Here is a 25,813-nt window from a genome sequence, read left to right on the forward strand (position 1 = left end):
ATTGGCGCGTGACTGAGAAGCCTGCAAACCCCAACGTCCTGTCCAACCGCTACGCCTCGCCGGAGATGGCGAGGCTGTGGAGCGCCGAGCACAAGATCATCCTCGAGCGGCAGCTGTGGATCGCCGTCATGCGCGCGCAGCGTGAGCTCGGCGTGGAGATCCCGCAAGAGGCTATCGACGCCTACGAGTCCGTCATCGACCGCGTCGACCTGAGCTCCATCGCGGAGCGGGAGCGCGTCACGCGCCACGACGTGAAGGCGCGCATCGAGGAGTTCAACGCGCTCGCCGGCTACGAGCACATCCATAAGGGGATGACCAGCCGCGACCTGACCGAGAACGTCGAGCAGCTGCAGATAGTGCGCGCGCTCGAACTGGTCCGCGGCAAGGCGGTCGCGCTGCTCAAGGCCGTGGGCAACCGGGCGTCCGAGTACAAGTCGCTGGTGATGGCAGGCCGCTCCCACAACGTGGCGGCGCAGGCGACCACGCTGGGCAAGCGCTTCGCGTCCGCAGCCGACGAGATCCTGGTCGCGGTCGACCGCATCGAGTCGTTGCTTGACGGCTACCCGCTGCGCGGCATCAAGGGCCCGATGGGGACGGCGCAGGACATGCTCGACCTCATGGGCGGAGACGAGGCGAAGCTCGCCGAGCTGGAATCCAAGGTGGCCGGCCACCTGGGCTTTGACACCGTGTTCGACTCCGTCGGCCAGGTCTACCCGCGCTCCCTGGACTTCGAGGCGATCTCCGCGCTGGTCCAGCTCGGCGCCGGGCCATCCTCGCTGGCCACCACGATCCGCCTCATGGCCGGCAACGAGACGGTGACCGAGGGCTTCAAGGAGGGCCAGGTCGGCTCCTCCGCCATGCCGCACAAGATGAACGCGCGCTCCTGCGAGCGCGTGGGCGGCTTCCAGGTTATCCTGCGCGGCTACCTCACCATGGCCGCTGACCTGGCCGGTCAGCAGTGGAACGAGGGCGACGTGTTCTGCTCCGTCGTGCGCCGCGTCGCGCTGCCGGATGCGTTCTTTGCCATCGACGGGCAGCTGGAGACCTTCCTCACCGTCCTCGACGAGTTCGGCGCGTTCCCCGCCATGATCACCCGCGAACTGGACCGCTACCTGCCGTTTTTGGCCACCACGCGCATCCTCATGGCGTCCGTGCGTGCCGGGGTGGGCCGCGAGACCGCACACGAGGTGATCAAGGAAAACGCCGTCGCCATGGCCCTGGACATGCGCGAGAACGGCGCCGAGCAGAACCTGGTCGAGCGTCTTGCCGACGACGATCGCCTGCCGCTGGACCTCGGCCAGCTTGAGGAGGCTCTCGCGGACCGGCACGCGTTTATCGGCGCGGCAGAGTCGCAGGTCGACCGCGTGCTCACGCGTATCGACGCCCTCGTACACAAGTACCCCGACGCCGCCAACTACCGCCCGGGCGAGATCCTGTAGCTCGCCGCGGCCGGGGGGCGGCGGGCGTAGTCGGTGCTGTCTGCGTCTAAAAGGAGCTAGCTCCGTTTGGGGTTGGTGTTGAACGGCGACCTGGGGTTTTGTTGGTGGGTTGCGCGTAGATGGAGCTAGCTCCGTTTGGAAGGAGCAGCGCCGACCGCCGACCTGGTGCGGGTCTACTCCGCCCAGCGGACGCCGGTGGCGTCGAGGCGCACGCCAGTGGCGGGGACGCCGGGGTCCACGCGGCGCTCCCAGGATGCGAGCGCGGTGGTGTAGGCGCGGCCTTCCTCCAGTTCAGCGGTGTAGCCGGAGGGGGCGCCGCTGCCCATGTCGCAGTACGCCTCCGCCGCGGACGGCGAAGCGGCCCCAGGCACAGCACCAGCGCCAGACCCAGCCCCAACACCAGCCCGCGACCCAGAACCCGACCCCGCCCCCAGGCCCGTGCCGCTGCCCGGCTGGGATGGGACGGAGTTGGCGGTGAGGGTTGTGGAGGGGGCGGGGGTGGCGTCGATAAGCGAAAGCTCCGGCACGGGCACCGTGGGGCCGGTGGGGTTGCTGCCGATGGCGACGGGCGTGAGCGTGACCGGGAAGCAGGTGAACGCGGCGAACCGCTGCGGGTCGGGCGAGCGGAGGTTGTTGGCGGCTTGGGTGCCGGTGATGCGGCGCGGGCGCTCGACGGTGACCTCCCACTGCACCTGGGTGCCGGTTGCGGGGTCCTCGGTGGCGACGCGCGCGGTGTCGCCGAAGCTGAGGACGGCGTTGTCGCGGGTGGGGGCGAAGTCGGGCATGTCGGCGGCGTCCGTGCTGGCGGGTTGCGGCGAGCACGCGGCGAGTGCGGCGGCGAGCGGCAGCGCGAGCAACACTGGGAGGCGAGAGACCATGCGGAACATGGTAGTGGCGCGGTATATGCTTGGTGCCATGCGTCCAGAGCTTTCTGACTACACTCACCTTTCCGGCGGCAAAGTCCGCGAGATTTACCAGGTAGATGGGGACACCTTGCTCATGGTGGCCTCGGATCGCATCTCCGCGTTCGACTTCTCGCTCGAGCCCGAGATCCCGGACAAGGGGCGGATTCTCACCGCAACGTCGATGTTCTTCTTCGACCTGCTGGACGGGATTCCGAACCACCTCGCGGGGCCGATCGATGATCCGCGGATCCCGGAGGAGGTGCTGGGCCGCGCGATGGTGGTGAAGAAGCTGGACATGGTCGAGTTCGAGTGCGTCGCCCGCGGCTACCTCACCGGTTCGGGCAAGAAGGAGTACGACGAGCGCGGCATGGTCTGCGGCGTGAAGCTGCCCGAGGGCCTCGTTGAGGCGTCGAAGCTGCCGGAGCCGATTTTCACCCCGGCGACGAAGGCCGCGCAGGGCGATCACGACGAGAACGTGACGTTCAAGTACATGGCGGGCAAGATCGGCACCGAGCTGGCGGAGCGCCTGCGCGATCGCACCCTCGAGGTCTACTCGCGCGCCGCGGAGTACGCGGAGACCAAGGGCATCATTCTGGCGGACACCAAGTTCGAGTTCGGCCTGGATAGCAACGGGGAGCTCGTGCTTGCCGACGAAGTCCTGACCCCGGATTCCTCCCGCTACTGGCCCGCCGATTCCTACAAGGAGGGCCAGAAGCAGCCCAGCTTTGACAAGCAGTACGTGCGCAACTGGCTCACCGGCCCGAAGTCGGGCTGGCGCCCCTCGGAAGGCACGCAGCCGCCGGAGCTGCCGGGTTCCGTGGTGGAGGCCACGCGCGACCGCTACATCGAGGCGTACGAGCGCCTGAGCGGCGAGAAGTTCGGCGACTGGCCGGGCGCCAACGCGTAAGCGCGGTGCCCTAGGCTGGGTGCCTATGGATTTCCCGAAGGCACCGAAGCACCCGATCACCCGCTCGTTCCACGGCCGCGACTTCGTGGACAACTACGAGTGGCTGCGCGACAAAGACAGCCCGGAGACGATCGCGTACCTGGAGGCGGAAAACGCCGCCACGGAGCAGGCCACCGCGCACCTGAGCGATCTGACCGACACGATCTACGGCGAGATCAAGTCGCGCGTGAAGGAAACGGATATGTCCGTGCCGCAGCGCGCGGGCGACTGGTGGTACTACGGCCGCACCATCGAGGGCAAGAACTACGCCCTCTCGTGCCGCGTCCCCGCCGCCGACGACCGCTGGACCCCACCCGAGGTCTCGGAGGAGATGCCCGGGGAGCAGGTGCTTATCGACGCCAACGAGCTCGCCGACGGCCACGAATTTTTCTCCATCGGCGCCTCCTCGGTCACCACCTCCGGCCGCCTCCTGGCCTACTCGGTGGACACCACCGGCGACGAGCGCTTCGACCTGCGCATCAAGGACCTGGAGACCGGCGAGCTGCTCCCGGACGTCATCGAGGGCGTCTTCTACGGCGCGACCTGGGCCGGCGATGACTACCTGTTCTACGTCCGCTGCGACGACGCCTGGCGGCCCCACCAGATCTGGCGCCACAAGGTGGGCACGGACGCGTCCGAGGACTTCCTGGTCTTCGAGGAGAAGGACGAGAAGTTCGGCGTGGGCGTGGGCGGTGACCGCGCGGAGCGCTTCCTCTACATCCTGTCCTCGTCGTCCCTGACTACCGAGTACCGCGTCGCCCCGCTCGAGGATCCCACCGCCGAATTCCAGGTGATGTGGCCGCGCGAGGAGGGTGTGGAGTACCACCCGGACTACGCCGCGCTGGGGGACCGCGAGTACTGGCTGGTCACGCACAACGCCGCGGGGCCGAACTTCGCGGTGAGCGCGGTCGCACTCGCCGCCGAGCTACCGGACCTGCGCGACCTGGCCGTCATCGTCCCGCACTCGGATACGACCCGCATCGAGGGGCTGGACGTCTACCGCGACTTCGTGTTCATGTCGTACCGCCGCGGCGGGATCCCGCGCCTGGCCGTTGCGCCGCTCACGGGCGAGGACTTCGCCCCCTTCGAGGAGCTGGAGTTCTCCGAGGAGCTCTACACCGCGAGCCTGGCAGGCAACCCGGAGTGGGACGCGCCCGTGGTGCGGGTGGGCTACACCTCGTACACGCAGCCGTCGCAGCTGTTGGATTACCGGGTCGAGGACGGCTCGTTCACCCTGCTCAAGGAGCAGGAGGTTGAGGGCGGTTACAACCCGGACGAGTACGTCGCCGAGCGGATCTGGGCGAAGGCTGAGGACGGGGTGGAGATTCCGGTGTCGGTGGTGCGTCGAAAAGCGACTGCCCCGAACGCTTCGCCCACCTTGCTGTACGGCTACGGCTCATACGAGGCGTCGATGGACCCGGGGTTCTCCATCGCGCGACTCTCGCTGCTAGACCGCGGGATGGTGTGGGCGTGCGCGCACGTGCGCGGCGGCGGCGAGATGGGCCGCAGCTGGTACGACCAGGGCAAGATGCTGCACAAGAAGAACACGTTCACGGACTTCATCGCCTGCGCTGACACGCTCATCCAACTGGGCATGACCGATCCGGAGCACCTCGTCGCCGAGGGCGGCTCTGCGGGCGGGCTGCTCATGGGCGCGGTGGCGAACATGACGCCGGAGAAGTTCGCGGGCATCCAGGCGATCGTGCCATTTGTCGACCCGCTGACCTCCATTCTCAAGCCCGAGCTGCCGCTCACCGTCGGCGAGTGGGAAGAGTGGGGCGACCCGTACCACGACCCCGAGGTCTACGACTACATGGCCGGTTACGCGCCCTACGAGAACATCACCGCGCAGGGCTACCCGGACATCCTGGCCGTGACCAGCCTGAACGACACGCGCGTGCTCTACGTTGAGCCCGCGAAGTGGGTGGCCAAGCTACGCGAGCACGCCACCGGAGGCGAGATTCTGCTCAAGACCGAGATGTCCGCGGGCCACGGCGGGGTGTCGGGCCGCTACGCCAAGTGGAAGCAGACGGCGTTCGAGTACGCGTGGACGTTGGTGAAGAGCAAAGCCGTGGCCGCTGTGGGAGAATAGCGGGTATGTCTGGTCGCGTTCTCGTCTCAATTTCGTCCATTTTTGATGACACGCTCGATGACGTGGTCCGGCTCGTCGAGGGCCTGGACCGCAAACGCGTGCCGGTGTCGTTGCTGGTCGCGCCGCACATCGACAAGAAGTGGCACCTGGCCAAGGACTCGCGCACGCGCGGCTGGCTCCTCGAGCAGGCCGAGCACCGCGCCCTGCTCCTCAACGGTTTCGACCAGGCGGTTCAGGGCCGCCGCTCCGAGTTCGCGTCGCTCGGCGAGCACGAAGCGCGCCTGCGCCTCACCGGCGCGACCCGCCAGATGGAGGCGCTCGGTTTCCACCTCGACATGTTCGCCCCGCCGCGCTGGCGCATGTCCCCAGGCACACTCGGCGTGCTCCCGGACTTCGGGTTCCGCCTCGCCGTGTCAACGAAGGGCATCTATTCGCTTACCGACGCCACCGCCACCCCCTTCACCCGCTGCCGCAACCTCTCCGTCGGCGAGGGCTACGGCACGGCCAAGTGGTGGCGACGCAACATCATCGCTGCCGCCGTCCGCGGTGCGGAGAAGGGCAACACGCTCCGCCTGTCCATCTCCGCCCGCGAGCTGCACAAGAAGAAGGTCCGCCGCGATTTCACCGCGGCCATCCTGTGCGCCCAGGCCAACGGCGCAGAGCCCGCCGACTACAGGGCGTTCCTGTAGTCGGCGGGTTTCCTCGCGGCTTGCTCAGCGAGGTCTTTAGCGCAGACCCAGCTGGTTGAGCAGATCGTTCACCTGCTGCGGCATGAAGTGGTACGCAGCCGCGCCCGCGAGGCCGAGCCCCGCGATAAGCGCAGCGATGATGCCGAGGATCGTGCCGAAGGTGGAGCTGCCGTCCGCGGACGTGCCCTGGTCGCCGCCGTCCTGGATCGGCTTCTGCGGCTGCTTCGGTGCGTCCGGCTGCACCTTGCCGGCCTTCTGGGTGGTGCCGTCGGTGAAGGTGATGACCAGGTTGCCCTCGCCGTCAACCTCGACCTTCTCAACGCCGCGGCCATCGGCGCCGTCCTTGCCGTCGGTACCGTTGGCGCCGTCCTTGCCATCCTGGCCGTCGGTGCCGGTGGCGCCGTCCTGGCCAGCGATCGGGCCGACCTTCTGGCTGGTGCCATCGGTGTAGGTCACCTCGAGCTCGCCGTCGACGACCTCGAAGCCAGCAACGCCGCGGCCGGCAGCGCCGGTCTCGCCCTTGTCGCCCTTCTCACCGTCCTGGCCGTCTTTACCAGCAGCCCCGTCCTTACCGTCTGCGCCGTCCTTACCGTCTGCGCCGTCCTTACCGTCGGCGCCATCCTCGCCGCTGGTGCCGTTGACCTTGCCAGCGTTCTCGGCGTGGCCATCGTTGTAGTGGACGATCAGCTCGCCATCCTCATTGATGGCAACGGACTCGATGCCACGGCCGTCGTTGCCGTCCTGTCCGTCCTTGCCATCGCTGCCGTTGGCACCGTTGGCACCGTCCTTGCCTGCGGCGCCCGGCTCGCCGGTTTCGCCCTTGTCGCCCTTGTCGCCCTTTTCGCCTTGCTCGCCCTTGGCGCCGTCCTTACCGTTAGCGCCGTCAACGCCGTCGGCACCGTCTTTGCCTGCGGCGCCGGGGTCACCCTTGTCGCCCTTCTCGCCCTTGGCGCCGTCCTTACCGTTAGCGCCGTCAACGCCGTCGGTACCGTCCTTGCCAGGCTCGCCGGGGTCACCCTTGTCGCCCTTCTCGCCCTTGGCGCCGTCCTTACCGTTAGCGCCGTCAACGCCGTCGGCACCGTCTTTGCCTGCGGCGCCGGGGTCACCCTTGTCGCCCTTCTCGCCCTTGGCGCCGTCCTTACCGTTAGCGCCGTCAACGCCGTCGGTACCGTCCTTGCCAGGCTCGCCGGGGTCACCCTTGTCGCCCTTCTCGCCCTTGGCGCCGTCCTTACCGTTAGCGCCGTCAACGCCGTCCTTACCAGCGGCGCCCGGCTCGCCGTCCTTGCCATCCTGGCCGTCCTTGCCGTCTTGGCCGTCTTTGCCTGCGGCGCCGTCCTCGCCGGTGACCTTGCCCAGGTCGACCGGGTTGTCCTTGTCGTCGGAGTAGGTCACCCAGAGGTGGCCGTCGTCACGCACCTCGGCCTTGATAATGGAGCGGCCGGCGGTGGGTTCTTCGGCGGGGGTGGGTTCTTCGGTGGCGGAGTCGTCGTCAAGCAGCTTCGGATCGACCTTGATGTTGAAGCCGACCTTGACCGGGTCGTGGTCGGAGGAGCGGAACGGGTTGCCGTAGCCGTAGAGCTTGTCGTCGCCGCTGCCAAAGAAGTCCTGCGCGTTGTAGTTGCGGCGGGAGTACTCGAACGCGACCGACTCGTCGCCGTTGATGTTCCACACTGCGGAGTCCTGGACCAGGTCTTTTGCGGACACGTTGGCCAGCACGTGGTCGAGGGTGCCGAGTCGGCCGCCGAACTGGTAGGAAGCCTGGTCAAAGTTCTTCTCGTGGTGGACCAGGGAGAAGCCGCCACCCTCGATGGCGGTGATGGCTTCCTCCTTGGTGTAGGAGTTCAGGTCACCGAGAATGAAGGTCGGCAGGTCGGTCCATTTGTCTTCCTTGCTCAGGTGATCAATGAGCGCCTGTGCCTGGGCCTTACGAACGGCGGGGTTGTTGCCCTGGCCGTCGCCGGAATCCTTGTCGTTGTTAGCAACGGAACCCTTGGACTTGAAGTGGTTGACCACGGCAACGAAGTTGTCGCCGCCCTCGGCCGGCTCAAACTCCTGGGCCAGCGGCTGGCGGGCGGTGCCGGTGAAGGCCGGGTCGTCGAAGATCTTGGACTCGCCGACCGGGCGGACCTTGTCCTTTTGGTAAATGAACGCGACGCGGATGTAGTCCTCGTCGGTGCCCAGCTGGGTCGGGGACTTCACCAGGTCCCACTTCTCCTCGCCGGCCCGGGCGTTGAGCGCGTCCACCAGGTTCTGCAGGGTCTCGTCGCGCTTGGCCACGTCACCGGTGACGGTCGCAGTGTTCTCAATCTCAGAGAGGCCGAGCACGTCGACGTCCAGCGTGTTAATCGCGGTGACGATCTTGGCCTGCTGGTCCTTGAACGCATCCTCGGTGTACGCGCCGCGGACCTTGCAGCGGTTGGACCCGACAGGGGTGCCGTTCATGTCCTTGTATGACTTGCAGTTGGCCTCATCCTCGCCCAGGGAGTTGAAGTAGTTGAGGACGTTGAAGAAGCCGAGGGAGAAGTCGCCCTTCACGGTGCCCGGCACGTCGATGGACTTCTCGCGGGAGTCCTCCCACATGATCGGCAGCTCGTCGGCGGCGTTCTTGCCGGTGATCGGTTGCAGCGGCTGGAAGCGCCATTGGTCGAAGGAGTAGTCCACAACCACGTCGGTCTGGAACTCCACCTGGTCGGTGGTGCGGATGGACTTCACGCCCTTATCCGAGGTGACCAGGTACGGCAGCGGGGTCTGCTTGTCCGTGCGGAAATAGTTCGTGGTGCGGCCGTCATCCAGGTACACCTCGCGGGCGGACTGCTCGGCCTCGTACTTGCTGTAGCCGTCCACGCTCGGTTTGTTCTTGTCGGTGAAGTTGTAGATCGGCTCGGTGCCCGCCACCAGGCCGAGGTCGCCCGTGTTATTCAGGTTGTAGTTGTCGGTCACGGTGTAGGTGCCCGGTCGGACCAGCATGCCCTCGTAGGGCTCGCGGGCGTCGTCGCCAGCCGGTAGGGACTCGAGGGCGATCGCGGTCGGTGCCTCGAGCGCCTCGTCGAGATTGGTCTTGGACGAAGCAGTGATCTGGGTTTGGTTGTAGTACTCCGAGACCTTGCCAGTCACCTGGAGGGAGTCGCCGCGCTGTGGGAAGTCGTTGTTCCCACCCATGTAGACGAAGATGCCGTCGGATGCGTCGCCGGCCTTCTTCTCTGCGCCGCCGGTGCCCGCGGTCTGCAGGAAGAAGCCGTTCTTGCCGCCCTCGTCGTACACGGCGGTGACCACGCCCTCGGTGGTCACGGTCTTGCCCTCGAGCGGGGAGGCGGCGCCGGTGCCCTGGATCTCAGCGATCGGGGTGATCGCGCCGGGCTCCGGGGCGGGCTGCGCGGGATCGGACGGGTCAGCGGGGTCGGAAGGCTCTGCCGGCACGACCGGGTCGTTGCCCGAGCGCTGCGGGGTCGGCGCGGCAGCGTGGAAGTCAGCGGCGTTGTCGTCGGTGTCTACGCCCACCTCTTTGCGCTGGATGGAGGTGGAGTTCGACGTCCCCTCGGCGGCTTTGCCCTCAAAGTTGGCCGCTCCGCCCCAGCCGACGAGGTCGACTTGGGTGCCGGAGGCGTCGGTAAGCACTGCGCTCGCTTTCTTGCCGTTGAAGTCGAAGGAGCTCTCGTAGTCGGCATTTTCGAGCGGGTTAGACGTGTCGTTGCCCGCGGCGCCCTTGATCAGGAAGTAGCCGCCGGCAGGCACGGATCCGGAAAGCTTGGTCGTGTTGCCCGTGTTGCCCTTGGCGGATTGCTGGTCGAGGACCCATCCGGTGATGTCGATGTCCTGGTCGGTGGGGTTGTACAGCTCGACAAAGTCGTTGGAGATGGTGGAGCCGGAGTTGCCGCCGCCTCCGTAGACCTCGTTGATGACCACGTTGGAGCCGTCGGTCTCGGCGTGCGCGGATGGGACGGTGATGGTGCCGGCGGCGAGCGCGACGATGAACGCTGCGGAGAACCCGTGGCGGTGGTTGAAACGCATGTGGAACCCTTTGCTGAGAGGATGGAGTGATTTCCCAGTTAAAATAACGCCGGTCGCTAGGCTGCGCTGGGTATAAACTCAGTAAAAACTTAAAGTTCAGGATTTGTTCATCTGTTGGACCGCTATTGGTTCCCCGGTGGCGTCGGATATACTTGCCCACGTCTGCTGACCTCTGACTAATGAAGGAATCTCATGGCACGTGTCGTGGTAAATGTCATGCCGAAGGCTGAAATCCTGGATCCGCAGGGCCAGGCTGTCCAGCGCGCACTTGGGCGAATCGGGGTGAACGGGGTCCAGGATGTCCGCCAGGGCAAGCGCTTCGAGATCGAGGTGGATGACTCCGTCACGGATGAGGAGCTCGCTCGCGTCGCGGAGACCCTCCTGTCCAACACCGTGATCGAGGATTTCGAGGTTGTTCGATGACGGCAACCATCGGGGTTATCACGTTCCCAGGCACGCTTGACGACGTCGACGCCCTCCGCGCCGTCCGCCTCGCAGGAGCCGAGCCGAAGCAGTTGTGGCACGCCGACGACGACCTGACCGGCGTGGACGCCGTCGTCGTCCCGGGCGGGTTCTCCTACGGCGACTACCTGCGCTCCGGCGCGATCGCCGCGCAGGCACCGATGATGGGCGCTGTGGTAGAAGCCGCGAAGAAGGGCATGCCGGTGCTGGGCATTTGCAACGGCTTCCAGATCCTCACCGAGGCCGGCCTGCTGCCGGGCGCGCTCACCCGCAACCAGCACCTGGATTTCCACTGCGTGGACACCTACCTGGAGATCGCCAACGCGGACACCGCGTGGACGTCCCGCTTCGAGGCTGGCCAGAAGATCCTGGTGCCAGCGAAGCACGGCGAGGGGCGCTTCCAGGCATCGCAGGAGACGGTGCACCAGCTGGAGCAGGAGGGCCGCGTGGTCTTCCGCTACACCGACAACTTCAACGGCTCCGCCAACTCGATCGCGGGCGTGACCAATGAGTCGGGCCGCGTCGTCGGCCTCATGCCGCACCCGGAGCACGCGATTGAGCTGCTCACCGGCCCGTCCACTGATGGTCTGGGCTTGTTCGAATCCGCCATCGACGCTATCTCGAAGATCGGAGCGTAAACGACTATGACCGTGCACGACGACACCGTCGAGAACGCGCAAGCAACCCCTGACCTGGACCAGCCGTACGCGGAGCTGGGCCTGCGCGACGAGGAATACGACAAGATCAAGTCCATCCTTGGCCGCCGCCCCACGGACGCGGAGCTGACCGTGTACTCCGTGATGTGGTCCGAGCACTGCTCGTACAAGTCCTCCAAGGTGCACCTGCGCTACTTCGGCGAGACGATGACCGAGGAGATGGCCTCTAAGATCCTCGCCGGCATCGGCGAGAACGCCGGTGTGGTGGACATCGGCGACGGCGACGCGGTGACCTTCCGCGTGGAGAGCCACAACCACCCATCCTTCGTGGAGCCATACCAGGGCGCCGCAACCGGCGTGGGCGGCATCGTCCGCGACATCATGGCCATGGGCGCGCGCCCGATCGCCGTCATGGACCAGCTGCGCTTCGGCCCGGCGGATGCCGAGGACACCAAGCGCGTCCTGCCCGGCGTGGTCCACGGCATTGGTGGCTACGGCAACTCGCTCGGCCTGCCGAACATCGGCGGCGAGACTGTCTTCGACGCCGCGTATGCCGGCAACCCGCTGGTCAACGCCCTGTGCGTGGGCACGCTGAAGGTAGAGGACCTGAAGCTCGCCTTCGCCTCCGGCACCGGCAACAAGGTGGTGCTCTTCGGCTCGCGCACCGGCCTCGACGGCATCGGCGGCGTCTCCGTGCTGGGCTCCGCCACCTTCGAGGAAGGCGAGGAGCGCAAGCTGCCGGCCGTGCAGGTTGGCGACCCGTTTGCGGAGAAGGTGCTCATCGAGTGCTGCCTGGAGCTCTACCACGCCGGCGTGGTCGTGGGCATCCAGGACCTCGGTGGCGGCGGCCTGGCCTGCGCCACCTCCGAGCTGGCAGCGGCTGGCGACGGCGGCATGCGCGTCAACCTGGACAACGTCCCGCTGCGCGCCGAGAACATGTCGGCCGCCGAGATCCTCGCCTCCGAATCCCAGGAGCGCATGTGCGCCGTGGTCACCCCGGAGAACGTGGATCGCTTCATGGAGATCTGCGCGAAGTGGGAGGTGGGCGCCGCCGTCATCGGCGAGGTCACCGACGAGAAGGACCGCTACGTGGTCACCCACGGTGGCGAGGTCGTGCTGGACGCGCCGCCGTCGTCGATCGACGAAGGCCCGGTGTACGAGCGGCCCTACGCCCGCCCTGACTGGATTGACGAGGTCGCTGAACGCGGCGAAGTGAACAAGCAGGAGGCGCCGTCCGCCGCATGGCTGAAGATGGTGGCCTCGCCTGCGCTGTGCTCGCGCGACTACATCGTGCAGCAGTACGACCGCTACGTACGCGGCAACACCGTGCAGGCCCACGGCGCAGACTCCGGCGTGCTGCGCATTAACGAGGAGACCAACCGAGGCGTCGCCATCGCTACCGACGCCTCCGGCCGCTACACCTACCTCGACCCGAACCAGGGCGCGCGCTTGGCGCTGGCCGAGGCCTACCGTAACGTCGCGGTTACCGGCGCGACCCCGGTCGCGGTGACCAACTGCCTGAACTTCGGCTCGCCCGAGAACCCCGACGTGATGTGGCAGTTCCGCGAAGCAGTGCACGGGCTTGCCGACGGCGCCGCCGAGCTGAACATTCCTGTCTCCGGCGGCAACGTGTCTTTCTACAACCAGACCGGCGAGACCCCGATCCTGCCGACCCCGGTCGTCGGCGTGCTCGGCGTCATCGACGACGTGGCGAAGGCGAACCCGCACGCCGTGCCTTCGACGGAGGAGGAGTTCTCCCTGGTCCTGCTCGGTGAGACCTCCGACGAGTTCGGCGGCTCCGTGTGGCAGGACATCTCCGGCGCCGGCTTGGGCGGCGTGCCGCCGAAGGTGGACCTGGCCAACGAAGAGCGCTTGGCGCAGTTCTTCGCCGACATCGCCGACCACGGCGGCGTGACCGCTGCCCACGACCTGTCCGAGGGCGGCCTGTCGCAGGCCGTGTTCGAGATGCTCCAGGCCTCCGGCAAGGGCGCCGACCTGGACCTCGCTGCCGTGCATGAGGACGCGTTCACCGCGCTGTTCTCGGAGTCCGCGTCCCGCGTCCTGGTCGCCGTGACCGCCGACCGCGCGGACGCGCTGGTGGAGCGCGCCGGTGCTGCGGGCGTCCCGGCCGCGGTGATCGGCAGCACGCGTGCGGACGGCGAACTGCACTTCGGCGGCGAGCAGCTGTCCATTGCGCAGCTTCGCGACGCCTGGGCCGACACCCTTCCGTCACACTTTGCTGCAGCGCACGCGCCCAACGCGGCCGTGTAGCGCCTAGGCGGGCGTCACGTGGTTGCGCTACTGCTGACGCTCGCCGCTATCTTCGGCATGTCCGTCGTCGCCGGTGCCACAGGTGCCGGCGCGGCGGGCTTTGTCATTTCTGCGACGTTGCTGGGGTTCGGGCTGGCGCCCTTCGTCGGCGACTCTTTGCATCGACTGCTGCCATGCTCGGTGTGGGGCAGGTTTTCTCTCTCCGCCAGTACTGCTCGGGGCCTGGGTGTGGACCACTTCAACGCGTTTCTCACCCGGGTTGGGTGGAACCGGCAGATTGTTGCTATGCGCGGGTTTGGTGCTGCTGAATCTGGCACTGCTGCGTCTCGCGCTGCTGACCGCAGGAATCCGCGGCATATGCAGGCGGCAGCTGCCGGGCATGCGTGGGCGGTGGTGCTCCATATGGTCGCTGTGGTGTGGGCGGCGTTGGCTGGCGGGTGGGTGGCCGCAGTTGTTTTGCTGGTGGTTGGGATACTCGGGCACCTCTATCCGGTCTTGCTGCAGTTTCGGGTGCTGACGCGACTGCAGGAGGGCGGCTGCAGGTGGACGGCGTAAACGGAGCTAGCTCCATTTGGACCTGCCCGGCCGGGGAAACGCCAGGTCGTGCGGATCCGTGAGCCCTAAACGGAGCTAGCTCCATTTAGACGACGGGGTTATGCAGCGAAAAACCCAGCGGCGCACCCCCAACAACCCCAGCTACCCAGCCAACAACCCAGCCCCTAGTCCACCCGCTGCGTGGGACCCGGCCGCTCGACCAGCGGCTCCGGCTCGTACTGGCCGCGCAGGTCCTTGAGCGTCTGGGTGTGCTCCCAGAGGCGCTTGTCCTCGTCAGTTACCGGCACGAACTGGCGCGCGGGCAGCGGGTTGCCGTCGACGTCGATGCCGATGTAGGTAAACGAGGCGTGGATGGCGTTGCTGAGCTGGTCGCGCCCGCCGCGCGGGTCGCCGGCCCGGACGAAGGTGGAGACGTGGATGGAACGGGAGTCGGTGCGCGTGATGCGCGCCTCCACCTCGATGAGGTCGCCGATGTGGATCGGTTTGTAGAAGCGGATGCCGCCGGCGTAGACGGCGACGGTGCGCTCGCCGGACCATTCCATGGAGCAGGCGAGGCCGGCCTCGTCGATCCATTCCATCGCGGTGCCGCCGTGGACGTTGCCGCCCCAGTTCACGTCGGTGGGCTTGGCCATGAACCGGTGGGTCAGGCGCGGCGCGGTGCCGTCGTCGGTGTAGGTCTGCTCTTCCATGGACGCCTCGATGGCCTTGCGCAGGTCCACGCGCGACTTCGCGGCCTTCTCGACGCGGCGCTGCTCGTCGGTAATCGGCACGAACGTCGGCACGGGCATGGACTTGCCGGTCTCCGGGTCCTTGGCCACGAAGATGACGAGACAGTCGCAGGCACGGGTGAACTTGCCTTCGCGGGGGTCGGCGGAGAGCACCTCGTTGACAATGTGCATTGAGCTGCGCCCGGTCATGGCGATCGTGGAGCGCACCTCCACGATGTGGCCGGACGGGATTGGCCGGGTGAAGTGGATGTGCCCCACGTAGGCGGTCACGCAGTAGGTGGCGGACCATTGCGCGGCGCAGGCGTAGGCGGCCTTATCAATCCATTCGAGGACGCGGCCGCCCGAGACGCCCTGGGCGCCGGCGATGAGGACGTCGGTAGGCGATGCCATGAACCGCAGCGTGATGGACGCCGACCTGTTCATGGGGACTGCTGTGTTCGTCATGGCTAGGCATCTTAGTATGGGGGCTATGGCACCCAGCAGAAGCTCGAAGCAGGACCCGGCGGCAACGCGCGAGGCGGTGGCGGCGGTTGCCGCGTGGCTCGATGGTCAAGGGGGGACACCCGGCAGGGCATTGCTTGCCGACGCCACCCGCCGCACCGCCCGCACCCTCGCCGAAGAACTCCCGGGCAAGTCGGTGGAGCTGCGCGTGCCCCCGTTCGTGGCGGTGCAGTGCGTTGAGGGCCCGCGGCACACCCGCGGCACCCCGCCGAACGTGGTGGAGATGGCTCCGGAGACCTGGCTGCGCATCGCCACCGGTCGCAGCACGTTTGAGGATGAGGTGGCCGCGGGCAGGATCGACGCCTCCGGCTCCCGGGCGGGCGAGATCGCGCGGGGGTTGCCCGTAATTGCCCTTTCGTAGGCGCGGTCCGTTAAAGTAAGGGCCGTGCATACCGTGAGCATGGAAAATGACGGGGACTCCCGGGCGCAGCTCGACGACGCACCGCGCGATGAGTGCGGCGTGTTCGGCGTGTGGGCGCCTGGTGAAGACGTCTCCAAACTGTCCTATTTCGGCTTGTTCGCCCTCCAGCACCGTGGCCAGGAGGGCGCGGGCATTGCGGTGGGCGATCACTCCAACATCGTCGTGTTTAAGGACACGGGCCTGGTCAGCCAGGTCTTCGATGAGTCCGTCCTCGACGCGCTCCAGGGTGACGTGGCGATCGGCCACACGCGCTACTCCACGGCGGGCGGCAATTCCTGGGATAACGTGCAGCCGATGTTCCGTACCTCGCCAAGCGGCACGGACGTCGCGCTCGCGCACAACGGCAACCTGACCAATTACCAGGAGCTGCAGGCCGAGGCGATCGAGCGCAAGCTCATCCCGGCCGACGGCGTGCAGGGCCAGGGCTCGTCCTCCGATACCGCGGTCGTTTCCGCGCTGCTCGCCGACCGGATCCGCGGGGAGCACACGCTTATCGACGCCGCCCTCGACCTCCTCCCACGCCTCAAGGGCGCCTTCTGCTTCATGGTCACCGACGGCGACACCCTCTACGCCGCCCGCGACCCGCACGGCGTGCGCCCGCTCTCCCTGGGCCGGTTGGAGCGCGGCTGGGTTGTCGCCTCCGAGACGTGCGCCCTGGACATCGTCGGCGCCTCCTTCGTGCGCGACATCGAGCCGGGGGAGCTCGTGGCCATCGACGCCACCGGTATCCGCTCCGAGCGGTTCGCCGAGGCGCCGCGCCAGGCCCGCTGCGTGTTCGAGTACGTCTACGTGGCGCGCCCGGATTCGGTGCTGGACGGCCAGACGGTGAATGCCAGCCGCGTTGAGATTGGGCGTCGATTAGCGCGAGTCGCCCCGGTGGAGGCCGACCTGGTCATGCCGGTGCCTGAGTCGGGCACCCCCGCGGCGATCGGCTACGCCGAGGAGTCCGGGATCCCCTTCAAGCAGGGGTTGATGAAGAACGCGTACGTGGGTCGTACGTTTATCCAGCCGTCCGATACGCTGCGGCAGCTCGGGCTGCGGCTGAAGCTGAACCCGGTGCGCGCCGTCATCGAGGGCAAGCGGCTCGTGGTGGTGGACGACTCGATCGTGCGCGGCAACACCCAGCGCAAGCTGATCCGCATGCTGCACGAGGCGGGCGCCGCCGAGGTACACGTGCGCATCGCGTCGCCGCCGGTGAAGTGGCCGTGCTTCTACGGCATCGACTTCGCCAGCCCCGGCGAGCTCATTGCCAACCACGGCCGCGGCGGCACCGATGCGGAGGTCGCCGAGTCCATCCGCACCATGATCGGCGCCGACTCTTTGGCCTTCGTGCCTATCGACGACATGATCGCCGCCACAAACCACCCCGCAGAAAACCTCTGCGCGGCCTGCTTCGACGGCAACTACCCGCTCGGGCTTCCCGACGGCAACCCGAACGCCGACCTTGTCCGGCGCATCCAGAAAGGTGACACCCGACATGACTAACCAGAACTCCGACCCTTCCGTCTCCTACGCCGCCGCGGGCGTTGACATCGAGGCCGGCGACCGCGCCGTCGAGCTGCTCAAGGACCACGCCAAGCGTGCGTCCCGCCCGGAGGTCAAGGGCGGCATCGGCGGGTTCGCCGGCCTGTTCGCCCTGGGCAAGTACCGCGAGCCGTTGCTCGCGGCCGGCTCCGACGGCGTGGGCACCAAGCTGGCCGTCGCCCAGGCGATGGACAAGCACGACACCATTGGCATCGACCTGGTCGCCATGTGCGTCGACGACTTGGTCGTCTGCGGCGCCGAGCCGCTGTTCCTGCAGGACTACATCGCCACCGGCAAGGTCGTGCCGGAGAAGATCGCGGACATCGTCGGCGGTATTGCCGAAGGCTGCGTCCAGGCCGGCTGCGCGCTCCTCGGCGGCGAGACCGCGGAGCACCCCGGTGTGATGGAGGCCGACGACTACGACGTCTCCGCCACCGCTGTCGGCGTCGTGGAGGCGGATGAGCTGCTCGGCCCGGACCGCGTGCGCGAGGGCGACACGATTATCGCCATGGCCTCGTCCGGTCTGCACTCCAACGGCTACTCGCTGGCGCGCCACGTCCTGCTGGAGAAGGCGGGTCTGCCGCTTGACGGCCACATTGAGGAGTTCGACCGCACCCTCGGCGAGGAGCTCCTGGAGCCGACCCGCATCTACGCCCGCGACTGCCTCGAGCTGGCCTCCGAGTGCGAGGTCCGCACCTTCTGCCACGTCACCGGTGGTGGCCTGGCGGGCAACATGGTCCGCATCATCCCGGAGGGCCTGGTTGCGGAGATGCGCCGCGCCACCTGGACGCCGGGGCAGATCTTCCGCACCATCAAGTCGGTCGGCCAGGTGCCGGACGAGGAGATGGAGAAGACCTTCAACATGGGTGTCGGCATGGTCGCCGTCGTCGCGCCGGAGGACCGGGACCGCGCGCTGGCGATCCTGGCCGCCCGCCACGTGGACTCCTGGGTCCTCGGCGAGGTCCGCGCTGCGGACAACGGCGAGACCCAGCGTGCAGTGCTGGTGGGCGAGCACCCGCAGTACTAGGCGCCCGCAGTACTAGGCGCGGCGCACCCCGCGCATAAACAAAGCACCCGGTGTTACCGGGTGCTTGTGCTCAAACGGTGTGAATGGTGGCGTTGTGGGGCCGGGCGGACTTACTTCCGGTCCTCGTCATCATCGTCCCAGTCCGCGTACTCGGCGTACTGCTCATCCACCTCGTCGTCGTCCTCGTCCCAACGCCGCTGCGGTGCCTTGCCTGCAAGCTCACGCTGCAGAGAATCGAGGTCCATTTCAGGCGTGTTGTACTTAAGTTGGCGAGCAACCTTGGTCTGCTTTGCTTTGGCGCGTCCGCGGCCCATGGCGTGACCCCCTTGAGGTGGTTCTAGGGCGGCCTAAGAAGGCGGCCTCATACTTTCGATAGTTATTGTCCTGGGGGACATAATAGCCTGTACGCCACGAAAATGCTCACCCGGCCCCTGAGCTGGGATTAACGCCCGCGGCGCAGTTTGTCCACCGCGAGACGGCCAAGCTTCTCGCCTTCGTCGGTAGGCAGCGAGTCCGGATCCACGCTCGCAGCGACCCCCTCGATGTCCAGCGGGGCGGTGAGGGCGGAGCGCTTGACCAGTCCGAGCGCGACCGGGCCGTATTCGGCGTCCTGGACGACGGTGCCCAGTCGGCCTACCTTGCGCCCGTTGGAGGTGATGGTCTCGCCCGGCTGCGGGTCGTGCGGCGCGGAGCCGTCGAGCTGCAGCATGACCAGCAGGCGAGGGGAGCGGCCGAGGTTTTCCACGCGCGCGACGGTCTCCTGCCCGCGGTAGCAGCCTTTGTTCAGGTGGACGGCCCCGATGTGCTCGCCGCGGTTGATCAGGCGCGGCGCCTCGTGCGGGATGGATTTTTCGTCCAGGTCCACGCCCAGCTCGGGTTCGACGTTGCGCACCCGCGCGGCCGTAAACGCCATCATGCCGGCGTACGCCACGCCGTGCTCGTGGAGTCGCTTGGCCACGCCAAGCGCCTCCCCCCGCGGCACCGCCACGTCCAGACGGGCGGGCGCAAAGTCGCTGACGTGGCGGGTGAAGACGGCCTCGTCGATGGCGGGGAACTCGGCGTCGTCTGCAAGCAGGGTGAAGATGGCCAAGTCGGCCTCCTCCACGGTCACGTCGGACCAGAACACCATCTTGCGCAGGTAGTCCACGAAGGAGTCGAACTGCGCGGGCGGGACGTCGAGGTAGAACGTGCCGTCCACCAGCGCGAGGTCGGCGTGGTGCAGGATGTGGCCCTGGATGTCCAGGTCGAGGGCGGCGGCGGTGAGGGACGGCGTGGCGTCGATAAGCTTCTGCGAAAGCAGGTTGTTCAGGAACTCGGCGGCGTCGGGGCCGGAGACGGCGATGACGCGGCGGTGCGAGCGATCGATGACGCGCAGGCCCTGCTGTTCCGCGAGCGGATTGCCGTAGTGCCAGGCCACTCCCTCGGCGAGTGGGTTGGACTCGATGGGGGTGGCGCCGGGCAGTTGTAAAAGATCGGACGAATACGACATAGACCCCGATCATACGGGCATAATGGGACAGTATGGCATCAATGCTCCCACCCGCTCCGGTCATTTACCTCGTCGAGCCCTTCGGCGGCTCCGTGCGCAGACAAAACGCGAACACGCCCCACATCTTCTGGGACGACGCGGCTGTGACGCGCGGCGACGGGATCTTTGAAACGATCCTCATCCGCAAGGGCGAGCCCGCGAACCTGGAGCAGCACGTGGAGCGGTTCCGGCGCTCCGCCGCCACCCTCGACTTGCCCGACCCCGGCAGGGAGCACTGGATCAAGGCGACCCGGGAGGCGGTGGCCGACTACGTGCGTGAACGTGGGCTTGCTGCGCAGGACGTGGACGCGAAGTGCGTCTGGACCATGTCGCGCGGGCGCGAGACCACCGGCGTGCCCACTGCGTGGCTGACCATCCGGCCGATCCCGGACTCGGTCTTGGAGGAGCGCAAGAACGGAGTGAGCGTGGTGACCACTCCGCGCGGCTACACCATCAACCGCGGCGAAGGCGGGGAGGCGGAGGTCCCGTGGATGCGCGTGGGCGCGAAGACGCTGAACTACGCGGCGTCCATGGCGGCGCTGCGGTGGGCCCGCGGAGAGGGGTACGACGACGTCATCTATATCGACCCGGAGACGGACCGCGTCCTGGAGGGCGCGACCTCGACGGTGGTGATTGTGAAGAAGGGCGGGCGGCTGCGCACCCCGAAGCCGGGGCCGGGGATCCTGCCCGGCACCACCCAAGCGGCGCTGTTCGCGCACGCGGAGAAGAAGGGGTGGAAGTGTAAGCAGAAGGACATGTACCTCAGTGAGCTGCTGAAGGCGGAATCCGTCTGGCTGGTCAGCTCCACGCGCATGTACGCGCGGGTGCGCAAGCTGAACGGGAAGAAGCTGCCGGCGCCGGACAACGCGGCGGAGGTGCAAAAGCTGATCGTCGCCGCGCTGGATAGGGCTTAGCCGGCGATGCGCTTGAGCTCGGCGGACATGTAGGGAACCATCTCGCCGCCGACGGCGCGCTCGTCGACCCAGCCCAGGTTGTTGTTGGGCATGAGCCCGTAGAGGCGCTTGCCCGCGCCGTGCTGCTTCGGGCCGGACTCGGTGGCCAGGGTGGTGGCGCTCTGCAGCTGCCAGGCGCGCTCGTTGACCGGCTCGCCGTACATCACCTCGACGAGGCCGCGGGAGTTGGTGAGGGTCACCTCGATCTCGTCCTTCAGGGAGATGCGCCAGAAGCCCACCTCGCGCTGGTCGGCGCCGGTGGCGTTGCCGTCCTCGTCGATGCGCCAGATGCGCGACTCGAAGCGCAGGTAGTTCTCGCCGTCATGAGAGACCACCAGGCGCTGGCCAAAGGCGTACTCCTCGCCGTTGTCGTTGGCCTGGCCGGTGCCGGTCCACACGCCGACCAGCGGCAACAGCGCCAGCAGCCCGTCGTGCAGGCTCGGACCCTGGCGCAGGTTCGCCGTGTCCTCCTCCAGCGGGAAGTCCTCAAAGCCCAGCGCCGGGATGTTTCGGTGCGCCGTGTTCTTCGACTGCTCCGCGGCCAGGTTGACGGCGTCGTTGCCGTTGAGCGAGCCGGTGTTCTCGGGAGTGGTGTTCTCTGTATCAGCCATGCCAGCCAGGGTAGTCGCTGGCGTGCCGCGACCGCACTCTGCCTCGCTTGCCGAGCTTGCCTAGCCTGCCTAGCTTGCCGACGCCTCCTCCGCGTCCGACGCCAGCGGCGAATCCTCCGCCTGCCGGGCGCCCTCGTCCGTCGACGGGTCCCGCAGGAGCGGGGTAAGGTCCGTCTCCTCCACGACGGTATTAATACGGTCCCGCGAAAACTCGATCGATCCGCCGGTGAGCTGCACGCAGTCGGCGGGGCCACCGAGCGGCAGGTCCCGGGTGTCGCGCTCCAGGCTGAACGCCTGCACGGCGCGGTCGGTGAGCTCCGGGGGGACGTCCACGAGCTCACTCGGGCGCATGACAAACTTCGTGCCGTCGATTCGCAGCGTCACCACCACCGTCACGGGGTCCTCCGTGCCAGGAATGGTGCCGGTCAGCCGCGCCTCGCTCGCGCCGCCGCCGGACGGGGAGATGTCGTAGGGGCTCGCGATGTCCAGGTTCGTCATGCCCAGCAGCTGCCCGAAGGCCACGCCGTCGAGCCGGACGATGCGGCGCACGAGGCTCGCCTTCGCGCCGGGCAGGTCGTCCACGAGGTGCGCGGTGCGGGGGTGGGGCAGGGTGACGTCGACAAGCTTGATGCCCACGTTGCCCACGCCGACGCCGGCAACGGGCACATCCAGGGCGTCGACGGTGATGCGGGGTACGGTGCGGCCGAAAGGCAGGCCGCCGACATACGCAGCGGGGGCGGTGGACAGCTCGCCCAGCTCAGCGGCGCGCGCGGAGAGTGCCTGCTCGGCGCGCATCCCCGCCGCCGTGTCCGCGAGGTAGCTCAGCAGCGCGATCGCCGCGACCCCGACAGCCGCACTTCGCTTCAATTGCATACTTGTACCGTAGCCTGGGTCCATGCACGATTACAGCACCATCCTCCACGCAGCCACCGACGCCGACGGGGTCGCCCCATTCTCCGAGGCGTTCGAGCAGGCGCTTAGCGACGCCACCCTGAACCACTCCCTCCTCACCACCCCTTCCACCGACGTCCCCGGTGGGCTCGCGGGCCTGGCGTCGATCGCCCCGGACGGCTCCGCGGAGCTGGTGGTGCACCCGGAGGCCCGCCGTCGCGGAATCGGTGCCGAGCTGGCGCGCCGGGTGCTCGAGCAGCGTCCCGACGCTGGCTTGTGGGCGCACGGCAATCTGCCGGGGGCGCGCGCCCTGGCGGAGTCGCTGGGGCTGGAGCCCACGCGCGAGCTCCTGGTCATGGCGTGCGAGGGGGACGATCTGCGGGACGCAGCGCAGCTCACGCTCCCGGATGGCTACCAAGCGCGCACCCTTGCTAGCGCGAACACGGCGGGCGAGCAGGACGCGGTCGAGCGCGAGTGGCTGCGCGTCAACAACGAGGCGTTTTCCTGGCACCCCGAGCAGGGCGGGTGGGACCTGGAACGCCTCCACCGCGCGATGCGGGTGGAGTGGTTTGACCCGGAGGGGGTCTGGTTCCTCTCCTGCGGGGACGAGCTCGCGGGCTTCAGCTGGACCAAGGTGCACCCGGACGGTACGGGCGAGCTGTACGTCGTCGGCCTGGCCAATGATTACCGTGGCCGCGGGCTCGGCGCCCCGCTGATGCAGCTTGCACTCTCCCACTTGGTGGGGGAGGGGAGGGAGCGCGTCATCCTGTACGTGGAGGCGGATAACGCGCCGGCTGTGGCGCGGTACGAGGGCCTCGGCTTTGCTGTGGCGGAGCGGCACGTGGTGTACGGCGGGGCGTCGGAAAGCGCGTAACTGCTGTTGCTAGTGGGGCTAAGGGGGTGTGAGTCAACCCCTGAGTGTGTGACATTCATCGCATCCGCAGTGTTTTATCAGGCTTTTTCGGGCGTGTTGTAGAAGTTCACCGATTGTTTACCAAACTGGACACTCGGGGTTAACCGCTGACTTCTAGGTTGAGTAACCGTGAGTAATCGGAAAGAGTTTCGTCCACCTCGCTGTGGGCAAAACCGGCCGAGAGTGGCACCGATGCTCGAGTGGTAACTAACTAAGCACCGGAAAGGTATCCCGTGAACCGCAACTTTAAGCGCACCGCCGCCATCATCGGCGCCGTCGCAGTCTCCTCCGCAGCCCTCGTCGCTTGTGGCGATTCCTCTGACTCTGACTCCACCGACACCTCCTCCGAGGCTTCCTCCGCCGCTGAGGGCTCCGAATCCGAGGGTGCCGGCGCAGAGCTCTCCGGCCAGACGGGCCAGCTGGTCGGCGAGGGTGCTACCTCTCAGCAGAACGCAATGGACTACTTCGCAGCTCGCTACGCCGAGGAAGTTCCGGGCGCGACCCTGGCATACAACGCCACCGGTTCCGGCTCCGGCCAGAAGAACTTCATCGCTAACCAGGCTGCGTTCGCTGGCTCCGACTCCCCGCTGAAGGACGACCAGGTTGAGGCTGCCGCTGAGCGTTGCGGTGGCAACGAGGCATGGCACCTGCCGTTCGTCATCGGCCCGGTTGCCATCGCGTACAACCTGGACGGCGTTGACGAGCTGAACCTCACCGTCGACAACATCGTCGACATCTTCCAGGGCAACATCACCAACTGGAACGACCCGGCTCTGGCCGAGTCCAACCCGGACGCTGAACTGCCGGACCAGGAGATCAAGCCGTTCTACCGCTCTGACGAGTCCGGCACCTCCGACAACTTCCAGAAGTTCCTGGCTGCTGCTTCGGACGGCAAGTGGACCGGCTCCGGCAAGTCCTTCCCGGGCGAGGTCGGTACCGGTGCGAACGGCTCCTCCGGCGTTGCTACCGAGGTCAACAACACCCCGGGCGCAATCACCTACGTCGAGGCTGGCTTCGCTGACAAGAAGGCCAACATCGACTTCGGCTCCGGCCCGGTCGAGCTGACCGACGAGTCCGTTGAGAAGACCCTGGACACCCTGGAGTTCAAGACCGAGGGTCACAACATGGTCGTCGACGCTGACAAGCTGTTCAAGACCGACGCAGAGGGCGCATACCCGCTGGTGCTGACCACCTACGAGATCGTCTGCTCCGCTGGTTACGACGAGTCCACCTCCAAGATGGTGAAGGACTTCCTGAACGTTGCTCTGGACTCCCAGGATGACGAGCTCGCAGCTGAGGGCTTCATCCCGGTCGCCGGCGCACACGCTGAGCGCCTGCGCGAGGCAGTCAACGCCATCCAGTAAGCCACTTGGCGGTGTGGTGCCCCCCAACGCGGCGAATGCCGTTGCGGGGGGCACGCCCATGTGAGGGCACGGTTAACACCAAGTGTGCAAACCGTTACCAAAAAATTGAACATTCGGAGCTTGGCTCCCCCTCTTTTCAACCGTATAAGGACCAGTAACCATGGCTGACAACGAAATGACTCCGGCGGACGACCGCCGAGTGGGGTCGACGGCTGCGCCTGCGCAGCCCGAGGTCCAGTCCGCTACCGGTACGCCGGTACAAACCACCAAGGCGGCCCCGGTGGAAACGACCTCCGGCGCGGGCGTGAAGCGCCCGGGCGACCGCGTATTTGAATTCCTTTCGACCGCCTCGGCAACGCTGATCACTGTGATCATTATCGCGATCGGCCTGTTCCTGGTGATCCAGGCGATCCCGCCGCTGAGTCGAAACGAAGGCGGCGTCGGTGGCTTCTTCACCTACGGCGGCAACTGGCAGACTGCCAACCTGGACGCAATGCAGTTCGGTATCCCGAACCTGTTCTTCTCCACCGTGATGATCTCCCTCATCGCGCTGATCCTCGCCATGCCGGTCGCACTCGGCATCGCGCTCTTCCTCTCCAACTACGCGCCGAAGAACCTGGTGCGCCCACTGGGCACCCTCGTGGACATGCTCGCCGCGGTCCCCTCCATCGTGTACGGCCTCTGGGGCGCGCAGGTGCTCGGCCCGGCCCTGGGCAAGTTCTACGAGTGGATCAACTCCTGGGGCGGTGGCTTCTTCCTGTTCGCCACCTACCAGAATTCCCCGCCGTTCTCCACGGCCCGCAACATGCTCACCGGTGGCATCGTCCTGGCCATCATGATCCTGCCGATCATCGCGGCCACCGCCCGCGAGATCTTCGTCCAGACCCCTCCGGGGCAGATCGAGTCCGCACTGGCGCTCGGCGCAACGCGCTGGGAAGTCATCCGCATGACCGTCATCCCGTTCGGCCTCTCCGGCTTCATCGCCGGCTCCATGCTCGGCCTCGGCCGCGCGCTTGGTGAGACGATGGCGCTCTACATGGTGGTCGCGCCGGCCAATGACTTCCGTGGTTCGCTCTTTGACGGTGGCACCACCTTCGCTACCGCCATCGCGAACGCATCCGCAGAGTTCAACAACCCAATCTCTGCTGGTGCCTACATCGCGGCAGGCCTTGTCCTGTTCGTGCTGACCTTTGTTGTCAACTCGATCGCCCGCGCGATCGTCAACAAGAAGTAAGGCAGGCAAGCGAATGTCTACAGCAGTTCCCAACAACGCCGGTGCTCAGGGCGCGGGCAACGCGACGGCCAACGTGGCGTCGGAAAGCACTCGCT

Annotated in this window: 22 protein-coding genes; 15 read left to right on the forward strand and 7 right to left on the reverse strand. The window is 67.1% G+C overall.

The genetic code is table 11. The annotated features are described in order from the left end of the window. Positions 1-8: 8 nt before the first annotated feature. Entirely contained in the window at positions 9-1,439 is a 1,431-nt protein-coding gene (gene purB, locus CKJ85_RS09700; protein ID WP_095554198.1) for an adenylosuccinate lyase, read from the forward strand. Between the two features lie 173 nt (positions 1,440-1,612). On the opposite strand, the gene CKJ85_RS09705 is transcribed toward purB, so the two are convergent. After that, complete coding sequence (locus tag CKJ85_RS09705; RefSeq protein ID WP_158221637.1) at positions 1,613-2,317, reverse strand: hypothetical protein; 705 nt, start codon at positions 2,315-2,317, stop codon at positions 1,613-1,615. 37 nt (positions 2,318-2,354) lie between these two features. On the opposite strand from CKJ85_RS09705, the gene CKJ85_RS09710 reads away from it, so the two are divergent. From CKJ85_RS09710 to CKJ85_RS09720, 3 genes are read left to right on the forward strand one after another with little or no spacing between them, the layout of a single operon-like run. Continuing rightward, the gene (locus CKJ85_RS09710) at positions 2,355-3,251 is read left to right on the forward strand and encodes a phosphoribosylaminoimidazolesuccinocarboxamide synthase (protein WP_095278736.1); all 897 of its coding nucleotides are present in this window, start codon (positions 2,355-2,357) and stop codon (positions 3,249-3,251) included. Positions 3,252-3,276: 25 nt separating this feature from the next. Then, entirely contained in the window at positions 3,277-5,382 is a 2,106-nt protein-coding gene (locus CKJ85_RS09715; protein WP_095554200.1) for a S9 family peptidase, read from the forward strand. A gap of 5 nt (positions 5,383-5,387) precedes the next feature. Continuing rightward, on the forward strand, positions 5,388-6,071 hold the full coding sequence (locus CKJ85_RS09720; RefSeq protein WP_095546731.1) for a DUF2334 domain-containing protein: 684 nt from the start codon (positions 5,388-5,390) through the stop codon (positions 6,069-6,071). Between the two features lie 36 nt (positions 6,072-6,107). Here the strand turns inward: CKJ85_RS09720 and CKJ85_RS09725 are convergent, their stop codons facing one another. Continuing rightward, on the reverse strand, positions 6,108-10,079 hold the full coding sequence (locus tag CKJ85_RS09725; protein ID WP_095554201.1) for an ExeM/NucH family extracellular endonuclease: 3,972 nt from the start codon (positions 10,077-10,079) through the stop codon (positions 6,108-6,110). Positions 10,080-10,271: 192 nt separating this feature from the next. Between CKJ85_RS09725 and purS the strand changes: the two genes are divergently transcribed. Genes purS through CKJ85_RS09745 form a run of 4 tightly spaced genes read left to right on the forward strand, consistent with a single transcriptional unit; the run spans position 10,272 to position 14,023 of the window. Continuing rightward, complete coding sequence (purS, locus tag CKJ85_RS09730) at positions 10,272-10,502, forward strand: phosphoribosylformylglycinamidine synthase subunit PurS (protein ID WP_095278703.1); 231 nt, start codon at positions 10,272-10,274, stop codon at positions 10,500-10,502. After that, positions 10,499-11,179 (forward strand): phosphoribosylformylglycinamidine synthase subunit PurQ, encoded by a 681-nt coding sequence (purQ, locus tag CKJ85_RS09735; RefSeq protein WP_095278702.1) that lies wholly within the window; start codon positions 10,499-10,501, stop codon positions 11,177-11,179. The genes purS and purQ overlap by 4 nt, the downstream gene beginning before the upstream one ends. Positions 11,180-11,185: 6 nt before the next feature. Next, entirely contained in the window at positions 11,186-13,468 is a 2,283-nt protein-coding gene (gene purL / locus CKJ85_RS09740; protein ID WP_095554202.1) for a phosphoribosylformylglycinamidine synthase subunit PurL, read from the forward strand. Between the two features lie 18 nt (positions 13,469-13,486). Then, on the forward strand, positions 13,487-14,023 hold the full coding sequence (locus CKJ85_RS09745) for a hypothetical protein (RefSeq protein WP_095554203.1): 537 nt from the start codon (positions 13,487-13,489) through the stop codon (positions 14,021-14,023). A 164-nt stretch (positions 14,024-14,187) separates the two neighbouring features. On the opposite strand, the gene CKJ85_RS09750 is transcribed toward CKJ85_RS09745, so the two are convergent. Continuing rightward, complete coding sequence (locus tag CKJ85_RS09750) at positions 14,188-15,195, reverse strand: acyl-CoA thioesterase (RefSeq protein ID WP_095554204.1); 1,008 nt, start codon at positions 15,193-15,195, stop codon at positions 14,188-14,190. A 16-nt stretch (positions 15,196-15,211) separates the two neighbouring features. Between CKJ85_RS09750 and CKJ85_RS09755 the strand changes: the two genes are divergently transcribed. The 3 genes from CKJ85_RS09755 to purM are packed head-to-tail and all read left to right on the forward strand — an operon-like array spanning position 15,212 to position 18,224. Further along, positions 15,212-15,613 (forward strand): sterol carrier family protein, encoded by a 402-nt coding sequence (locus CKJ85_RS09755; protein ID WP_095554226.1) that lies wholly within the window; start codon positions 15,212-15,214, stop codon positions 15,611-15,613. A 39-nt stretch (positions 15,614-15,652) separates the two neighbouring features. Then, positions 15,653-17,158, forward strand: coding sequence for an amidophosphoribosyltransferase (purF, locus tag CKJ85_RS09760; RefSeq protein WP_095278695.1), 1,506 nt, complete (start codon positions 15,653-15,655; stop codon positions 17,156-17,158). After that, entirely contained in the window at positions 17,151-18,224 is a 1,074-nt protein-coding gene (gene purM / locus CKJ85_RS09765; protein WP_095554205.1) for a phosphoribosylformylglycinamidine cyclo-ligase, read from the forward strand. Before purF ends, purM begins: the two co-directional genes overlap by 8 nt. A gap of 110 nt (positions 18,225-18,334) precedes the next feature. Here purM and CKJ85_RS09770 read toward each other — a convergent pair whose 3' ends face one another. Further along, the gene (locus CKJ85_RS09770) at positions 18,335-18,538 is read right to left on the reverse strand and encodes a DUF3073 domain-containing protein (RefSeq protein ID WP_095546739.1); all 204 of its coding nucleotides are present in this window, start codon (positions 18,536-18,538) and stop codon (positions 18,335-18,337) included. Positions 18,539-18,666: 128 nt separating this feature from the next. After that, positions 18,667-19,713 carry a folate-binding protein YgfZ gene (locus tag CKJ85_RS09775; protein ID WP_095554206.1) on the reverse strand — a complete coding sequence of 349 codons (1,047 nt, stop codon included), beginning with the start codon at positions 19,711-19,713 and terminating at the stop codon, positions 18,667-18,669. A gap of 41 nt (positions 19,714-19,754) precedes the next feature. On the opposite strand from CKJ85_RS09775, the gene CKJ85_RS09780 reads away from it, so the two are divergent. After that, positions 19,755-20,666 carry an aminodeoxychorismate lyase gene (locus CKJ85_RS09780; RefSeq protein WP_369825039.1) on the forward strand — a complete coding sequence of 304 codons (912 nt, stop codon included), beginning with the start codon at positions 19,755-19,757 and terminating at the stop codon, positions 20,664-20,666. Here CKJ85_RS09780 and CKJ85_RS09785 read toward each other — a convergent pair. Together CKJ85_RS09785 and CKJ85_RS09790 are read right to left on the reverse strand one after the other, a co-directional pair. Continuing rightward, positions 20,663-21,316 (reverse strand): FABP family protein, encoded by a 654-nt coding sequence (locus tag CKJ85_RS09785; RefSeq protein WP_095554208.1) that lies wholly within the window; start codon positions 21,314-21,316, stop codon positions 20,663-20,665. The two genes, CKJ85_RS09780 and CKJ85_RS09785, sit on opposite strands and share 4 nt — an antisense overlap. Positions 21,317-21,385: 69 nt before the next feature. Further along, positions 21,386-22,189 (reverse strand): LmeA family phospholipid-binding protein, encoded by an 804-nt coding sequence (locus CKJ85_RS09790; protein WP_158221638.1) that lies wholly within the window; start codon positions 22,187-22,189, stop codon positions 21,386-21,388. 22 nt (positions 22,190-22,211) lie between these two features. On the opposite strand from CKJ85_RS09790, the gene mshD reads away from it, so the two are divergent. The 3 genes from mshD to pstC all read left to right on the forward strand — a co-directional run bounded on the left by mshD (position 22,212) and on the right by pstC (position 25,718). Continuing rightward, positions 22,212-23,081, forward strand: a complete 870-nt coding sequence (gene mshD / locus CKJ85_RS09795; protein WP_095554210.1) for a mycothiol synthase — start codon at positions 22,212-22,214, stop codon at positions 23,079-23,081. A gap of 272 nt (positions 23,082-23,353) precedes the next feature. Next, on the forward strand, positions 23,354-24,484 hold the full coding sequence (gene pstS, locus CKJ85_RS09800) for a phosphate ABC transporter substrate-binding protein PstS (RefSeq protein ID WP_095554211.1): 1,131 nt from the start codon (positions 23,354-23,356) through the stop codon (positions 24,482-24,484). A gap of 160 nt (positions 24,485-24,644) precedes the next feature. Then, positions 24,645-25,718: a phosphate ABC transporter permease subunit PstC gene (gene pstC / locus CKJ85_RS09805; RefSeq protein WP_095554212.1), complete on the forward strand. Its 1,074-nt coding sequence runs from the start codon at positions 24,645-24,647 to the stop codon at positions 25,716-25,718. Positions 25,719-25,813 lie beyond the last annotated feature (95 nt).

This window comes from Corynebacterium sp. NML 150383 (genome assembly GCF_002285085.1).
Lineage (GTDB): Bacteria > Actinomycetota > Actinomycetes > Mycobacteriales > Mycobacteriaceae > Corynebacterium > Corynebacterium gottingense.

Bases quoted from the DNA above. Each gene is read 5' to 3' on its own strand.
- CKJ85_RS09790 (WP_158221638.1), bottom strand. From the start codon at position 22,189: ATGCAATTGAAGCGAAGTGCGGCTGTCGGGGTCGCGGCGATCGCGCTG.
- CKJ85_RS09725 (WP_095554201.1), bottom strand. From the start codon at position 10,079: ATGCGTTTCAACCACCGCCACGGGTTCTCCGCAGCGTTCATCGTCGCG.
- pstC (WP_095554212.1), top strand. From the start codon at position 24,645: ATGGCTGACAACGAAATGACTCCGGCGGACGACCGCCGAGTGGGGTCG.
- CKJ85_RS09710 (WP_095278736.1), top strand. From the start codon at position 2,355: ATGCGTCCAGAGCTTTCTGACTACACTCACCTTTCCGGCGGCAAAGTC.
- purL (WP_095554202.1), top strand. From the start codon at position 11,186: ATGACCGTGCACGACGACACCGTCGAGAACGCGCAAGCAACCCCTGAC.
- CKJ85_RS09720 (WP_095546731.1), top strand. From the start codon at position 5,388: ATGTCTGGTCGCGTTCTCGTCTCAATTTCGTCCATTTTTGATGACACG.
- purF (WP_095278695.1), top strand. From the start codon at position 15,653: ATGGAAAATGACGGGGACTCCCGGGCGCAGCTCGACGACGCACCGCGC.
- mshD (WP_095554210.1), top strand. From the start codon at position 22,212: ATGCACGATTACAGCACCATCCTCCACGCAGCCACCGACGCCGACGGG.
- CKJ85_RS09770 (WP_095546739.1), bottom strand. From the start codon at position 18,538: ATGGGCCGCGGACGCGCCAAAGCAAAGCAGACCAAGGTTGCTCGCCAA.
- purS (WP_095278703.1), top strand. From the start codon at position 10,272: ATGGCACGTGTCGTGGTAAATGTCATGCCGAAGGCTGAAATCCTGGAT.
- CKJ85_RS09755 (WP_095554226.1), top strand. From the start codon at position 15,212: ATGGGGGCTATGGCACCCAGCAGAAGCTCGAAGCAGGACCCGGCGGCA.
- CKJ85_RS09775 (WP_095554206.1), bottom strand. From the start codon at position 19,713: ATGTCGTATTCGTCCGATCTTTTACAACTGCCCGGCGCCACCCCCATC.
- purM (WP_095554205.1), top strand. From the start codon at position 17,151: ATGACTAACCAGAACTCCGACCCTTCCGTCTCCTACGCCGCCGCGGGC.
- CKJ85_RS09785 (WP_095554208.1), bottom strand. From the start codon at position 21,316: ATGGCTGATACAGAGAACACCACTCCCGAGAACACCGGCTCGCTCAAC.
- CKJ85_RS09780 (WP_369825039.1), top strand. From the start codon at position 19,755: ATGCTCCCACCCGCTCCGGTCATTTACCTCGTCGAGCCCTTCGGCGGC.
- purQ (WP_095278702.1), top strand. From the start codon at position 10,499: ATGACGGCAACCATCGGGGTTATCACGTTCCCAGGCACGCTTGACGAC.
- CKJ85_RS09750 (WP_095554204.1), bottom strand. From the start codon at position 15,195: ATGACGAACACAGCAGTCCCCATGAACAGGTCGGCGTCCATCACGCTG.
- CKJ85_RS09715 (WP_095554200.1), top strand. From the start codon at position 3,277: ATGGATTTCCCGAAGGCACCGAAGCACCCGATCACCCGCTCGTTCCAC.
- CKJ85_RS09705 (WP_158221637.1), bottom strand. From the start codon at position 2,317: ATGGTCTCTCGCCTCCCAGTGTTGCTCGCGCTGCCGCTCGCCGCCGCA.